At 65.8% G+C, this 13,603-nt stretch carries 18 protein-coding genes; 15 read left to right on the forward strand and 3 right to left on the reverse strand.

Annotated features, from left to right (window positions below):
- Nucleotides 1–44 precede the first annotated feature (44 nt).
- The 9 genes from ACWPMZ_RS09950 (at nucleotide 45) to ACWPMZ_RS09990 (ending at nucleotide 6,296) form a co-directional block, all read left to right on the forward strand.
- Complete coding sequence (locus ACWPMZ_RS09950; RefSeq protein ID WP_455703850.1) at nucleotides 45–617, forward strand: NifU family protein; 573 nt, start codon at nucleotides 45–47, stop codon at nucleotides 615–617.
- Nucleotides 617–1,207 (forward strand): malonic semialdehyde reductase, encoded by a 591-nt coding sequence (locus ACWPMZ_RS09955; RefSeq protein WP_455703851.1) that lies wholly within the window; start codon nucleotides 617–619, stop codon nucleotides 1,205–1,207. Before ACWPMZ_RS09950 ends, ACWPMZ_RS09955 begins: the two co-directional genes overlap by 1 nt.
- A 13-nt stretch (nucleotides 1,208–1,220) precedes the next feature.
- On the forward strand, nucleotides 1,221–1,853 hold the full coding sequence (gene tsaB, locus ACWPMZ_RS09960) for a tRNA (adenosine(37)-N6)-threonylcarbamoyltransferase complex dimerization subunit type 1 TsaB (protein ID WP_455703852.1): 633 nt from the start codon (nucleotides 1,221–1,223) through the stop codon (nucleotides 1,851–1,853).
- Nucleotides 1,850–2,320, forward strand: coding sequence for a GNAT family N-acetyltransferase (locus tag ACWPMZ_RS09965; RefSeq protein ID WP_455703853.1), 471 nt, complete (start codon nucleotides 1,850–1,852; stop codon nucleotides 2,318–2,320). Before tsaB ends, ACWPMZ_RS09965 begins: the two co-directional genes overlap by 4 nt.
- A gap of 134 nt (nucleotides 2,321–2,454) precedes the next feature.
- Nucleotides 2,455–2,901, forward strand: a complete 447-nt coding sequence (locus ACWPMZ_RS09970; protein ID WP_455703854.1) for a MucR family transcriptional regulator — start codon at nucleotides 2,455–2,457, stop codon at nucleotides 2,899–2,901.
- Nucleotides 2,902–2,973: 72 nt separating this feature from the next.
- Nucleotides 2,974–3,396 carry a Fur family transcriptional regulator gene (locus ACWPMZ_RS09975; RefSeq protein WP_455703855.1) on the forward strand — a complete coding sequence of 141 codons (423 nt, stop codon included), beginning with the start codon at nucleotides 2,974–2,976 and terminating at the stop codon, nucleotides 3,394–3,396.
- A 4-nt stretch (nucleotides 3,397–3,400) separates the two neighbouring features.
- Nucleotides 3,401–4,114, forward strand: coding sequence for a lysophospholipid acyltransferase family protein (locus ACWPMZ_RS09980; RefSeq protein ID WP_455703856.1), 714 nt, complete (start codon nucleotides 3,401–3,403; stop codon nucleotides 4,112–4,114).
- A gap of 107 nt (nucleotides 4,115–4,221) precedes the next feature.
- Nucleotides 4,222–5,565: a tRNA (N6-isopentenyl adenosine(37)-C2)-methylthiotransferase MiaB gene (gene miaB, locus ACWPMZ_RS09985; protein WP_455703857.1), complete on the forward strand. Its 1,344-nt coding sequence runs from the start codon at nucleotides 4,222–4,224 to the stop codon at nucleotides 5,563–5,565.
- Complete coding sequence (locus ACWPMZ_RS09990; RefSeq protein ID WP_455703858.1) at nucleotides 5,562–6,296, forward strand: transporter; 735 nt, start codon at nucleotides 5,562–5,564, stop codon at nucleotides 6,294–6,296. Before miaB ends, ACWPMZ_RS09990 begins: the two co-directional genes overlap by 4 nt.
- Here ACWPMZ_RS09990 and ACWPMZ_RS09995 read toward each other — a convergent pair.
- Nucleotides 6,293–6,853, reverse strand: a complete 561-nt coding sequence (locus tag ACWPMZ_RS09995) for a hypothetical protein (protein ID WP_455703859.1) — start codon at nucleotides 6,851–6,853, stop codon at nucleotides 6,293–6,295. The genes ACWPMZ_RS09990 and ACWPMZ_RS09995 overlap by 4 nt on opposite strands.
- 130 nt (nucleotides 6,854–6,983) lie before the next feature.
- Between ACWPMZ_RS09995 and ACWPMZ_RS10000 the strand changes: the two genes are divergently transcribed.
- The 4 genes from ACWPMZ_RS10000 (at nucleotide 6,984) to ACWPMZ_RS10015 (ending at nucleotide 10,457) form a co-directional block, all read left to right on the forward strand.
- Nucleotides 6,984–8,039: a PhoH family protein gene (locus ACWPMZ_RS10000; protein WP_455703860.1), complete on the forward strand. Its 1,056-nt coding sequence runs from the start codon at nucleotides 6,984–6,986 to the stop codon at nucleotides 8,037–8,039.
- 8 nt (nucleotides 8,040–8,047) lie between these two features.
- Complete coding sequence (gene ybeY, locus ACWPMZ_RS10005; protein ID WP_455703861.1) at nucleotides 8,048–8,554, forward strand: rRNA maturation RNase YbeY; 507 nt, start codon at nucleotides 8,048–8,050, stop codon at nucleotides 8,552–8,554.
- Between the two features lie 5 nt (nucleotides 8,555–8,559).
- Nucleotides 8,560–9,495 (forward strand): hemolysin family protein, encoded by a 936-nt coding sequence (locus tag ACWPMZ_RS10010; RefSeq protein ID WP_455703862.1) that lies wholly within the window; start codon nucleotides 8,560–8,562, stop codon nucleotides 9,493–9,495.
- Between the two features lie 77 nt (nucleotides 9,496–9,572).
- A complete protein-coding gene (locus ACWPMZ_RS10015; protein WP_455703863.1) occupies nucleotides 9,573–10,457 on the forward strand; it encodes a LysR substrate-binding domain-containing protein in 885 nt (294 codons plus the stop codon).
- A gap of 7 nt (nucleotides 10,458–10,464) precedes the next feature.
- Here the strand turns inward: ACWPMZ_RS10015 and ACWPMZ_RS10020 are convergent, their stop codons facing one another.
- Complete coding sequence (locus ACWPMZ_RS10020) at nucleotides 10,465–10,992, reverse strand: PilZ domain-containing protein (protein WP_455703864.1); 528 nt, start codon at nucleotides 10,990–10,992, stop codon at nucleotides 10,465–10,467.
- Between the two features lie 47 nt (nucleotides 10,993–11,039).
- The gene (locus ACWPMZ_RS10025) at nucleotides 11,040–11,501 is read right to left on the reverse strand and encodes a peptidylprolyl isomerase (RefSeq protein ID WP_455703865.1); all 462 of its coding nucleotides are present in this window, start codon (nucleotides 11,499–11,501) and stop codon (nucleotides 11,040–11,042) included.
- A 97-nt stretch (nucleotides 11,502–11,598) separates the two neighbouring features.
- On the opposite strand from ACWPMZ_RS10025, the gene mgtE reads away from it, so the two are divergent.
- Nucleotides 11,599–13,017 (forward strand): magnesium transporter, encoded by a 1,419-nt coding sequence (mgtE, locus tag ACWPMZ_RS10030; RefSeq protein ID WP_455703866.1) that lies wholly within the window; start codon nucleotides 11,599–11,601, stop codon nucleotides 13,015–13,017.
- 188 nt (nucleotides 13,018–13,205) lie between these two features.
- Nucleotides 13,206–13,598 carry a DUF1489 family protein gene (locus ACWPMZ_RS10035; RefSeq protein ID WP_455703867.1) on the forward strand — a complete coding sequence of 131 codons (393 nt, stop codon included), beginning with the start codon at nucleotides 13,206–13,208 and terminating at the stop codon, nucleotides 13,596–13,598.
- Nucleotides 13,599–13,603: the final 5 nt, after the last annotated feature.

Below are 13,603 nucleotides of genomic sequence, written 5' to 3' on the forward strand. Positions count from 1 at the left end.
CAAGCTTGCTTGCGGGTGCGGTCCGCCGCTCCTACATCGCGGCCATGTTCATAGAAACCGAGACCACGCCCAACCCCGCAACGCTCAAGTTCCTGCCCGGGCGGCAGGTGATGGAAAGCGGCACGCGCGAGTTCACCACGCCGGAAGATTCCGCGGCATCGCCGTTGGCCGAGGCGCTGTTCGATACCGGCGAAGTGACGGGTGTGTTCTTCGGCGCCGATTTCGTTTCGGTCACCGCGGCGCCCGGCGCCCAGTGGAGCGCGCTGAAGCCGCAAGTGGTGGCGACCCTGCTCGACCACTTCGTGTCGGAAGCGCCGCTTTTCGCGGGCGGCGATGCCACCGGGATCAGCGTTCCCGCCGAAGAGGAGATAGCGGACGATCCGGCGGACGCGGAGGTCGTGGCGCAGATTCGCGAGCTCATCGAAACCCGCGTCCGTCCGGCGGTTGCCGGTGACGGGGGCGACATCCAGTACCGTGGCTTCCGCGACGGAGTGGTCTATCTGCAGATGCAGGGTGCCTGTTCGGGCTGCCCCAGCTCCTCCGCCACGCTCAAGCATGGCATCGAAGGCCTGCTGAAGCACTATGTCCCCGAGGTCAGCGAAGTCAGGGCCGCGTGATGGCAAAGCTCGACGACAAGGCGCTCGACCAGCTGTTCCGCGAAGCGCGCAGCTACAATGGCTGGACCGACGAGCCGGTGTCCGATCAGGACATTCATGCGATCTACGAACTGATGAAGATGGGTCCGACTTCTGCCAACATGCAGCCGGCACGGATCGTCTGGTGCAAGTCGCAGGACTCGCGCGAAAAGCTGGCCGCTCTCGCCAGCGAGGGAAACAGGAAGAAGATTCTGGCGGCGCCCGTCGTCGCGATCATCGCTTACGACATCGACTTTCACGAAGAACTGCCCTGGCTGTTCCCGCATACCGATGCGAAATCGTGGTTCGAGGGCGACGAAAAGGGCCGCGAGCAGGGCGCTTTTCGCAATTCCAGCCTGCAGGGTGCATACCTGATGTTCGCCGCGCGTGCGCTCGGGCTGGACTGTGGACCGATGTCCGGGTTCGACAATGCCGCCGTGGACAAGGCGTTCTTCCCCGATGAGCCGCGCCATCGCAGCAACTTCATCTGCGCCATCGGCCATGGCGACCGGTCGAGCATCTTTGCCCGCAGTCCGCGGCCCGAATTCGACACCTTTAACCGCATCGACTGACCGGGCGGATCCCGTGCCGGGGTTGTCGAGAACATTGGTCATAGACTGCGCCACCGAGGCCTGCTCGGTCGCGCTGCTTGAGGACGGCAATCTGCTGGCCGGGCGCTATGAGGTGCTTGGCAGGGGGCATGCCGAGAAGCTGGTGCCCATGATCGCGGCTCTGCCCGACAAGGGAAAGGCTGACCGCATACTCATTTCCCTCGGGCCGGGGAGCTTCACGGGCGTGCGTATCGGTCTCGCGACCGGACGCGCCCTGGGGCTGGCCTGGAAAGCCACCGTCGACGGCTATCCGACGCTGGCGCTCGTCGCGGCGATGGCACAGCGCGAGCGGACTTTAGAACCGGTGAGCGTCTGCATGAGCGGCGGACATGGCGAATGGTTCGTCGAGAATTTTGCCGCCGATGGATCGTCGGAAGGGAATCTTGCCTCGCTTCCCCCTGCGGCGGCTGCCCAGGCATGCCGCCACCCATTGATCGCTGGAAGTCAGGCGGCCGCAGCTGCTTCGCTGCTGGGCGACGACCGGACGAGCCTGGACCTGCTGCCCGACGCGCGCCAGACGATGGTCCTGCCGGAACGCGCCATCCTTGGCGCCCTCGCCCCTCTCTATGGTCGGCCACCCGATGCCAAGGTCAAGGGTGCCTTGTGACTGACGATCTCGACCGCATCATGGAAGTCATGGTCGCCGCGTTCGACCCCACGTTCGGCGAGGCGTGGAATCGGCGCCAGGTGGGCGAGTCGCTGGTTCTGCCGCACACGCATTACCTGCTGGCCGGCCCCGATGGTGAGTCGCCGCAAGAGGATCAGCCCACGTGCGGCTTCCTGCTTTCACGCGGTGCGGCCGGCGAAGAGGAGTTGCTTCTGATCGCGGTTCATCCCGACCACCGCCACAAAGGCATCGGACGGCGCCTGATCGAGCGCTTAGCCGAAGAAGCAGGAACGAGGGGAACCACGCGCCTTTTTCTGGAGATGCGCGACGGAAACCCCGCGGCGTCGCTTTACCTGTCTTGTGATTTTGTACCGGTCGGTCGGCGAAAGAACTATTATCGGCAAGCGAAGAGCGGACCGATTGACGCCGTTACTTTCGCGCGTCAAATTACTCCTCTCAATACTTAGCACTTGCGAAGAGCGGAATTTTGCGCGTTAGAGAAGCGGGCCCTGAGCGCTCGTTCCAATCCTCGCCCTGGGCCTCGGGGATCGCTCCTGCGAAGGCGCAAAAGCGCCAAGATAATAAAAAGAAAGTTCGCACCATGACTGACATCGAAAACGAGATGGCTGAAACGCTTATCATGCACACGACGGATATCGTCGTCTCCTATGTCTCGAACAACTCCGTGGCGGCCGACGAGGTATCGACGCTGATCCGGACCGTGCACGCCACCCTCGCCGGGCTCGGCGGGGCCGAAGCGCCGGTGGAAGAACGGCCGGAACCGGCTGTGTCGGTTCGCTCCTCGATCAAGAGGGATCACATCGTCTGCCTGGAAGACGGCAAGAAGATGAAGATGCTCAAGCGGCATCTGATGACCGATCACGGGATGACGCCCGATGAGTATCGCGCTCGCTGGGGGCTGCAGGCGGATTACCCCATGGTCGCGCCGGAATATGCCGAGAAGCGCCGCGACCTCGCCGTGAAGATCGGCCTGGGGCGCAAGCCCGGCCAGAAGCGTGGCCGCAAGAAAAAGGTCGCAATGACGTAATCCGGTGACGGCTTGAGATAAGCGCCCTGGGCCTCTACGGTCCCGGGGCGTTTCTCAATTGGCGAGCCCGAATTGCACCAGACCATCGATCTTGAAGCCCTCTGCGCCGAACGTGGCCTGCGCATCACCGAGCAGCGGCGCGTGATCGCGAGGGTCCTGTCGGAGAGCGAGGACCACCCCGACGTCGAGCAACTGCATCGCCGGGCCAGCGCCATCGATCCGAAGATCTCCATCGCCACCGTCTATCGCACCGTCCGCCTGTTCGAGGACGCGGGCATTCTCGACCGCCACGACTTCGGCGACGGCCGCGCCCGTTACGAGCCCGCGCCCGAAGCCCATCACGATCACCTGATCGATGTGGAGACCGGCAAGGTCGTCGAGTTCGTCGATGCGGAACTCGAGCTCCTCCAGCGTCAGATCGCCGAGCGACTGGGCTACCGCCTGGTCGATCACCGGATGGAACTCTACGGCGTCCGCATCGACCGCGAGGGCTGAGCGGATGGGCACGGCGCGCCTCGCCCTGCGCGGGCTGGCGATTGTGCTGGGTTTCCTGCTGCTAATCCCTGCCCATTTGCTGATGAGTCTTCTGGGCCGGCGCAACGCGGTCCCACCCATATTCCTGGGATACATGGGACGCGCCGCCGGATTGCGCGTCCGCACCCGGGGCAAGCCGCGCAAGGGTGCCCTGTTCATCGCCAACCACGAATCGTGGCTCGACATCCTCGCGCTCGCCGGAGAATCGCGGGCGATCTTCGTGGCGCACAGCGGCCTGGCGGGGCATCCGGTCCTCAAATGGCTGTGCGACCAGAACGACACCGTATTCATCACTCGGGACCGGCGCGGCAGCGTGGCCGCACAGGTCGCCCAGGTGCGCGACGCGCTGGGCGACCGTCCGCTGACGATCTTTCCCGAAGCGACGACCAACGATGGGCGTGACCTGCTGCCCTTCCGAAGCTCGCTCCTGTCCGCGGTCGAACCTCTGGCACACGAAGTTCCGATCCAGCCGGTCGCGCTCGAATATGCCGATGCGGAGGAAACCTGCTGGTTTGGTGACGAGCCCGGCCTTGCCAATGCCAGACGGATCCTGTCGCGGCCGGGGTCGGTCGGGCTGACGATCCACTTTCTCGATCCGCTCGAGGGCCAAGCGCTGGCCGACCGTAAGGCGATGACGAGCGCCGCCCGTGAAGCGATCGGCGCCGCCCTTGCGCGGTGAGGAAGCTGCGAAAAAGGCTGCGCATTCGCCGGATGTTCCGCGGCTCAGCGCTCTGCCCACACCCGGCGTTTGAAACGGCGCGGCGAATAACCTAAAGGCCGCGCCGAATGGACGTTCGAGAGAAACCACGGACCTTCAGGGTCAAGAGCTTCGGCTGCCAGATGAACGTCTACGATGGCGAGCGCATGGCCGAGCTCCTCGCTTCGGACGGGATCGCTCCCGCCGCCGAGGGCGAAGAGGCCGAGCTCGTCGTGCTCAACACTTGCCATATTCGCGAGAAGGCGGCCGAGAAGGTCTATTCTGATATCGGTCGCCTTGTGAAAGCGGGCGCGCAAGCGGGCCGCAAGCCCATGATCGCCGTCGCCGGCTGCGTGGCACAGGCCGAAGGCGAGGAGATCATGACCCGCGCCCCGGCGGTCGGAATGGTCGTGGGACCGCAGGCCTATCACCGCCTTCCCGCGATGATTGCGCAAGCCGTGAAGGGTGAACGGGCAACCGACACCGACATGCCGGCCGACGCGAAGTTCGCCGCCCTCCCGGTGCGCCACAAGACCGCGCCGAGCGCCTTCCTGACCGTGCAGGAAGGGTGCGACAAGTTCTGCACCTACTGCGTCGTTCCCTACACCAGAGGCGCGGAAATTTCCCGTCCCTACGGCGATTTATTACGCGAAGCGGAGAAGCTGGTCGAAGCCGGGGCACGCGAAATCACGCTGCTGGGCCAGAACGTCAACGCCTGGACCGGCGTGGATGGCAAGGGCCGCGAGCTTGGGCTCGACGGCCTGATCCGCGACCTGGCCAAGCTGCCCGATCTCGCCCGCATCCGCTACACCACGAGCCATCCCAACGATGTGACCGAGGGCTTGATCGCCGCGCACGGCGAGATCGACAAGCTGATGCCGTTTCTCCACCTGCCGGTGCAGAGCGGCAGCGACCGCGTGCTCAAGGCGATGAACCGCAGTCATTCGGCGGACAGCTATCTCGCGCTTCTCGACCGGTTCCGGGCGGCCCGCCCCGACATCGCGCTCTCGGGCGATTTCATCGTCGGGTTTCCCGGCGAGACCGAAGCCGAGTTCGCCCAGACCCTCGCCCTGGTCGACGCCGTCGGTTACGCCCAGGCCTTCAGCTTCAAGTATTCGCCCCGCCCCGGCACACCGGCGGCGGGAATGGAAGGCCAGATCGCCCGCGAAGTGATGGACGAGAGGCTGCAGCGCCTGCAGGCAGCACTCAACCGCGACCAGTTGGCCTTCAACCAGGCGAGCGTGGGCAAGCGCTGCGACGTGCTGATCGAGCGCAAGGGGAAGAAGCCGGGCCAGTGGCTTGGCAAATCTCCCTGGCTGCAATCGGTGCTTTTCGAAGGCGATGCAGCGATCGGCGAGATCGTTCACCTGGACCTGGCCGAAGCGGGCCCCAATTCGCTCCGCGGTGTGACGAGGCAAACGGTCGCGGCATGAGTTCCTTGGCGCCGCGAGCTCTGGCGGCGCTCTCGGCCCTCGTCACCGCGCTGCTATCCGACCCTGCGCGCGCCGATATCCCGTTCACGACCGATGATCCCGGAGTTCTGGCGCCCGGCGAATACGAAGCCATCGCCTATAGCGACGGAACACTGGGCCTCGGGCAATACGAAGGCGAACTCGGGCTCGACTTCTCGCTCGGCGTGGCGGAGCGCATCCAGGTGGGCGTCGCTCTGCCGGTCGTACGGTTCGACGACGAGCCTGATCGTTTCGCCATCGGCGATGTAGCCATCGGCGCGAAAATTCTCCTGCTCGACGGCGGCCAGAGTGGCGTGTCAGTCGCGCTGGCGCCGACGGTCAACGTCCCGGTCGGCAGCAGATCGCGCGGCGATTTCGGCATCGACGTTCCACTCTGGTTCGGGACCGAGACGGGAAAGTGGTCGCTTTACGGCGGCGGCGGGATCGGCATCGCCTCGCGAGCCGACGGCGGCGATGTGCGGTTCGGCGGCCTGGTGGCCAGCCGCAAGCTCGACGAACGTCTTTCGCTGGGCGCCGAACTTTACGTCCAGGAGGCGGACCAGGACGGACAGGCGTTGGCTCTCGCCGGGGTCGGGCTTGCCTGGCAGTTCGCGCAGCGCCTGTCCCTCGCTGTCGGCGCCCACGCGGCACTCGCCAATCGGCGCGAAAACGGCGATGGGACCGTGTTTGTGGCGATCCGGCTGACCCCCTAGTTCAGCCAGTCGAGCTCGGTATCCTCGATCAGGATCTGCGCATCCAGAACCTTCAGTTCTTCCGCCGGGGGCACCGTCGGATTGCTCGGGTAATTGTCGCCATCGTAGCGCAGGATCCGCCTTCCGCTCAGTTCACCTCCCCCCGCGGTCGAAACCCACAGATCGCGCCAACCGTTGGTCGAGCTGTCGAGAACGCCCACCGGGAGCCGGGTCACAGAGGTTTGCAAGACCTTGGTCAGAGCCTCCCCTTCGCGCTTCGCGACGACCAGCGCACAGCCGCCCGTGCCGCATAGCGTCGTCCCGCCGATATAAGCCAGGACCTCCGGCTTGCCATCGCCGTCCAGATCGTACTCGCTCGATAGATAGCCGAGCTTTCCGTATGTCGCGTAATTGGCCAGGATCCACTGCTCGAGCAGTTCGCGCGGAAGCGGTCCAGCATCGGATGCACTCGCGCTCCGCTCGTTTTCCGAGGCCGGGGTCATGGGATCGTCGTCGGGGCTGCTGCCGCAGGCTGCCAGTGGCAGCGCCAAGAGCGCCGCCGTCCACCACTTTGTCATTTGCCTGAACTCCCCTGTTTGCCCTGAAACGCTTCAGGCGCGGTTGTTTTCCCCGCCGGTGTGGCCCCCTTGCGCTTGCGCCCCACTTCGCCGGGCCTACATTTCCGACTCGTACACGCGAAAGGAGAGCATGGCTCGCAAACCTGACCGCAGCGACGCCAACGCGGCGCTGGCTCATTCCGAAGACCGCCAAGGCGGCCTGCGCCACGATCTCGGGCGCCGGGCGCGAGCGGAGATCGAATTCGATGCACAGGCCGTGTTGGGCGCGCTGTTCGGCGAATTCGACGCCAACCTGGTCCTCATCGAGAATCGCCTGGGCGTCTATATCGGCGCCCGCGGCAACAAGGTCGTGATCGAAGGCACCGAAGATGCCGTCGCCCGGGCTCGCGAGGTGCTCAAGGCGCTGCACGAGAAGCTGCTGACAGGGCAGGACTTCGACGCCGGAGCCATCGAGGCGCTGATCGCGATGTCGGGCGAGCCGACGCTGGAAGGCATCATCACCGGCGAGGCGAAGACCCCGCCCATCATGATCCGCACACGCAAGAAGACCATCGTGCCGCGCACCGCCATGCAGGGCGGCTACATGCGGCAACTGGCCAGCCAGGACATCATCTTCGCCCTGGGCCCGGCCGGCACGGGCAAGACCTATCTCGCGGTGGCGCAGGCGGTGAGCCAGTTGATCACCGGCAGCGTGCAGCGCCTGATCCTGAGCCGCCCGGCGGTCGAAGCGGGCGAGAAGCTCGGCTTCCTACCGGGCGATATGAAGGAGAAGGTCGATCCCTACCTTCGCCCGCTCTACGATGCGCTGTACGACTGCATGCCGCCCGAGCAGGTCGACCGCCGGCTCGCCAGCGGCGAGATCGAGATCGCACCGATCGCCTTCATGCGCGGCCGCACGCTCAGCGATGCCTTCGTGATCCTGGACGAGGCGCAGAACACCACGCGCGAGCAGATGAAGATGTTCCTCACACGCTTCGGCCAGGGCAGCCGGATGGTCGTGTGCGGCGATCCGCGCCAGGTGGATATTCCCGGTGGCGACAAGATGAGCGGCCTGGCCGATGCGGTGGCCCGGCTCGAAGGCGTCGAGGGCGTTGCAGTGACCCGCTTCACCGCCGCCGACGTGGTGCGACACCCGATCGTGGGCCGCATCGTCGAAGCCTACGAGGGCGAGAACGCGAGGCCCTAGCCGTTCCGGTGGAGCTCGATGTCGACATCGAAGAGCCCTGGCCTGCGGGCCAATGGCAGGACCTGGCCCAGCGCGCGACGGACGCGCTGACCGCAGTCGCGCCGGAGCTCGCCAACCCGCGGCTGTCCGCCAGCGTGCTGTTCACCTCGGACGAGGAAATCCATCGGCTCAATCGCGAGTGGCGCGGACGCGACAAGCCGACCAACGTGCTGTCGTTCCCCATGCTGGAGCGCGGCGAGCTGGTGACCTTGCGTGACGAGGGGCCTCCGGAACTGCTCGGCGACATCGCCCTCGCCCACCAGACTTGCGCCCGCGAGGCCGCGGACAAGGGCATCGCGCTGAGCGATCACGCGGCGCATCTGATCGTCCACGGGCTGCTCCATCTGGCAGGGCACGACCACGAACTGGGCGAGGCCGAGGCCGTGGCGATGGAACTTCTCGAGACGAAGGCGCTTGCACTAATCGGTATAGCCGACCCATATGGGGACCGCATGACAGATACAGGGGAAGCGTAAGGGCGATGCCCGAGAGTTCCAGACCCGAATCCTCCAGCGGAGACGGGGACAGTAGCGGCGGCCTGTTGAAGGCTATCCGCAAGTTGTTCGACACAACCGAAGCCGACACCTCTCTTCGAGCGCAGCTCGAGGAAGTGATCGACGAGCACGCCGAGGAGGCGCAGGCGCCCGGCGGCCAGGAGCCGGAATCCGGCGACCTGACCCCGTTCGAAGTGCAGATGGTGCGCAACCTGCTGCATTTCAGCGAGCACGACGCCGACGACGTGGCGATTCCGCGCGGCGAAATCATCGCGCTGAGCGCCGACGCATCGTGGGAGGAGGTCGTCGCCGGCTTTGCCGAGCACGGCCATTCGCGCATGCCGGTCTATCGCGGGACGCTCGACGAGGTCATCGGCATGATGCACATCAAGGATGTGTTCCCCTTTTTGGCCACGGGAGCGCCGCCTCCACCCGTCTGGACCAGCTTGATGCGCCAGCCGCTCTACGTGCCCCAGGCGCGCGGCGCGCTCGACGTGCTGGCCGACATGCGATCCAGCCGGACGCACCTCGCCATCGTCCTCGACGAGTTTTCAGGCACCGACGGGATCATCACGATCGAGGACCTGGTCGAGGAGATCGTCGGCGATATCGAGGACGAACACGATGAAGCCCCGGTCGAGCTGATCACGCCGCTGGGCGATGGCATGTGGGATGCCGATGCCCGTGCCGAGCTTGAAGACGTGGCCCAGATCGTCGGCGATCCACGGATTGCCGAGGTGGAGGAAGCCGTCGACACGCTTGGCGGACTGGCTTTCGTGCTTGCCGAACAGGTGCCCCAGCCGGGCGCGATGCTCGAACATCCCAGTGGATGGCGGATCGAGGTGACCGAGGGCGACGAAACCCACGTCACCCGATTGCGGCTTCACCGGCCGGTAGTGCGAGAAACTCCCGAAGGCGAGTAGCGGCCGATCTGAAAAATTGTGCAGTGCGGCAAATACGGGCTCGACTTTTGTTGCTATGACGCACAACAATCCGTCTCATGCCGACGCGCCGCCTACCACCTCTGCGAGCCCTCGAAGCGTTCATGCGGACCGTTCGTTTGGGCTCGGCCCGCGCGGCGGCCAGTGAAATCGGACTGAGCCCCTCGGCGCTGTCGCGGCGGATCGGCAGTCTGGAAGATTTCACCGGCCGCAAGCTGTTCTCGCGCAGCGGGCAGACGATGAAACTGACCGACGAGGGGCGCGTTTTCTACGATTCGATCGCCCCGGCGTTCGACGCGCTGGCCACCGCTGTCGAAAACCAGAGCGAGAACCAGCAGCTCCTGCGTCTGCGCCTCGGCGTGTTGCCCCTCTTCGGCACGCAGCGGCTGTTCCCGCGGCTGCAGGAACTGCGCAAGCTGCACCCGCGGCTGCACATCGACATCGACACGGGGCCGCACCTGATCGACCGGGTCGGCGACACGCTCGACGCCGCGATCCTGCTGACCACCCGGCCGGACGCGAGCTATTACGCGGTGCAACTGGACCACAACACGGTCCACGCGATCACCAGCAAGGTTCTGGCCGAAGAGCTCGGCGCGAACCCCGGCATTGCCGAGCTGGAACGCCAGACCTTCCTGATCCACTCGGACATGCCCAACAGTTTCGACGCCTGGAAGGCCGCGATCGGGATGCCGGGGCTGCACCCGCAGGCGATCGACCATTACGATTCTGGCCAGCTGATCCTCGAGGCGGCGGCCCAGGGGCTGGGCGTGGCGATCATGCACGACGACCACTTGAAGCGAGCCGGCGACCCGCGTCTCGGCCACCTGTTCGATGTCGAGGTGGAAAGCCCCTACAGCTATTGGTTCGTCTGCCGTCCGGTCGACCTGACGAACCGCCCGGTAAAGATCTTCCACGACTGGCTGGTCGGCGCCGGGCTGTAGCCCCCGATCACTTGTCGAGCGCGGCGATCACCAAGTGGAGGATGTCGCCCAGCACCTGTTGCGAACCGTGGTAGACCGCCGCCGCCCCGGCCACGGCAAACAGCAGGATCGATGCGAAGTCGAAGCTCCGGGCCAGCAGGCGGCTTTGCTCGAACGCGTCATGGACTTGGCTCCGCGGCCTTGCGACAACGGGCGGGCGGGCAGACCGGCGACGCTCGATGCCCGGAGGGCGTCGGGTGCCCGAGGGCGAACCTGCAAGGAGCGCGATGTCGACGTCGTCCTGCGTGCGGATGCCGCAGCGCTTCCCCCGGTTCCACACGACCCGGCCGACGATCACCTGATCACAGTGCCGCACTTCGATGAAGGTCTGCCGCTCCAGCGCGAGCGGCGCTTCCAGCAACATGCCGCGCGACGAGGCATTGCCGATCGTGACATCGTGCCAGCTGCCGTCGAAGCGCATCCGCGCTCGCACGCACAACGGCACACGTTGCTCTCGAAGCTTGTCCCGACCCATGGCACGCTTCTGGCGCGCCATGGGTCAAGAGCTTGCTGTCCCCGAGCTAGGGATTGTCCGCTAGGGACCTAGCTGACGGTCGCCTTGACGATCTTGCCCGGCTGCCGCGGCGGCTCGCCCTTGGGCAGGGCATCGACGTGCTCCATGCCGCTCTCGACCTGGCCCCACACGGTGTACTGCTTGTCGAGGAAGCGGGCATCGTCGAGGCAGATGAAGAACTGGCTGTTGGCGCTGTCGGGCACGGCGGTGCGGGCCATCGAACAGACGCCGCGCACGTGCGGCTCGCTGTTGAATTCGGCCTTCAGGTCCGGCTTGTCGCTGCCGCTCATGCCGGTGCCGGTCGGGTCGCCGCCCTGCGCCATGAAGCCCGGGATCACCCGGTGAAAGACGACGCCGTCATAAAACCCGTCGTTGGCGAGTTCGGTAATGCGCTCCACGTGGCCGGGAGCGAGGTCGGGACGCAGCTTGATCACCACGTCGCCGCCCTTTCCGTCGCCGCAGTCCAGGGTGAAGGTCAGGGTATCGGCCATGGGGTAATCTCCTTTGAATGCGGGGCCGATATAGGGGCGCGATGCCAGTTGTCACCCCGCACTTGCTTTTGGCCCCCGGCGGCATAGGGAAGCGCGCATGAGCGAAACCTCCCTCGACGATCTGGCGGCCGACAGCGCCGAGGCGGCCGAGGAGGAACAGCTCGACGACGAGAACCGGCTCAAGTCCGAGTTCGTCCGCTCGGTGGCCGAGGCGATCGAGCAAGGCGACGAGGCGCGCGCTTACGAACTGGTCGAGCCGCTCCACCCGGCCGACATCGCCGACCTGTTCGAGCTGATCGACCGCGAGGACCGCGGGCCGCTCGCCAAGGCCATCACCGACCTGATGACCGGCGAGGTCATCGCCGAACTCAACGACTATGTGCGCGAGGACATGGTCGAGGCCCTGCCCGCCTCCGCCGTGGCCGAGATCGCCGAACAGCTCGACACCGACGACGCCGTCCAGCTGATCGAGGACCTCGAGCCCGAGGACCAGCGCGCCATCCTGGCGGCGATGGAGCCGGAAGACCGCGCCGCGATCGAAAGCGCGCTGGCCTACCCCGAGGAAACCGCCGGCCGCCTGATGCAGCGCGAGCTGGTCGCGGTGCCCGAGCACCTGACCGTCGGCGACCTGATCGACTACATGCGCGACAACGACGACCTGCCGACCGAGTTCTGGGAGGTTTTCGTCGTCGACCCCAAACACCACCCGGTCGGCACATGCGCGCTCAGCTGGATCCTGCGCACCCCGCGCCACATCGCGCTGGCCGACGTGATGAAGCGCGACCAGACGCTGATCCCGGTGGGCATGGACCAAGAGGAGGTCGCCCTCCGGTTCCAGAAATACGCCCTGATCTCGGCCGCCGTGGTCGACGAGAGCGGGCGGCTGGTCGGCCAGCTCACGGTCGACGACATCGTCCACATCATTTCCGAGGAAGCGGGCGAGGACGCGCTGCTCCTGTCCGGCGCCGGCGAAGGCGACATCAACGAGCCCATCCGCGAGGCCTATACGGCGCGGGTCCGGTGGCTGATCGCCAACCTCGCCACCGCCTCGATCGCCTCCTTCGTCATCAGCCGGTTCGAGGACGTGATCGCCCAGCTGGTGACGCTGGCCGTGCTTATGCCGATCGTCGCCGGAATCGGCGGTAATGCCGGGACCCAGACGCTGGCAGTGACGGTTCGCGCGCTGGCGACCAACCAGCTCACCGCATCCAACACCTGGCGCGCGGTGCGGCGCGAGATGTCGATCGCCGCGCTCAACGGGGTCAGCGTGGCGATGGTCATCGGCGTGGTCGTCACCGCGCTGTTCGGCGACTGGCATCTCGGCCTCGTCATCGGGCTGGCCATGCTGACCAACATCCTCATCGCCGGCGTGGCCGGCGTGCTGGTGCCGCTTACGCTGGAAAAACTCGAGGTCGATCCGGCCATCTCGAGTTCGATCTTCGTCACCATGACGACCGATTCGATGGGCTTCCTGGTTTTCCTGGGACTGGCCGTGGCGACGGGCCTGGTCGGCTGACGCCGGAGACATGGACCGGATGTTACACGGTCCAGGGGCAAGAAACCGGCCTGCCCACAACACCGCCGCCAGCAAGGAAACGCTCGCGAGGAAAATCGGCCCGACCATAGCAGCCACTGGTCACATTCCGGGCATTGTAGGAAAGCGATTTCCTTGCCCGCCACGCAGCGATCCCTATCTCCCTTGTCATGCCGCTTTCGATGACCAAGATCGCCTACACCTCGAAAACCATCGAAGTGCTGCGCAAGTGGGTCGAAGCGGAACCCGAGGCGCTGATGACCACGCGCTATCTCCCCAAGCGGCACGAGGAGATGATCGGCGGCTCGCTCTACTGGATCCTGCAGCACGCCATCGTCGCCCGGTGCGAAATCCTGGGCTTCGAGCAACGGCCCGACGGGCGTTGGACGATCCGCCTGGAAGGCAAGCTGCGACTGGTCCATCCCAAGGCCAAGCGCGCCCACCAGGGCTGGCGTTACCTCGCGGAGAAGGACGCGCCCGCCGACCTGGCGGAAGGCGAGGAACAGGGCGACGCCTTGCCCGGCAGGCTGGTGCGCGAGTTGAGCAAACTGGGGCTGGCCTGACGACC

The organism is Tsuneonella sp. HG222 (assembly GCF_053819185.1).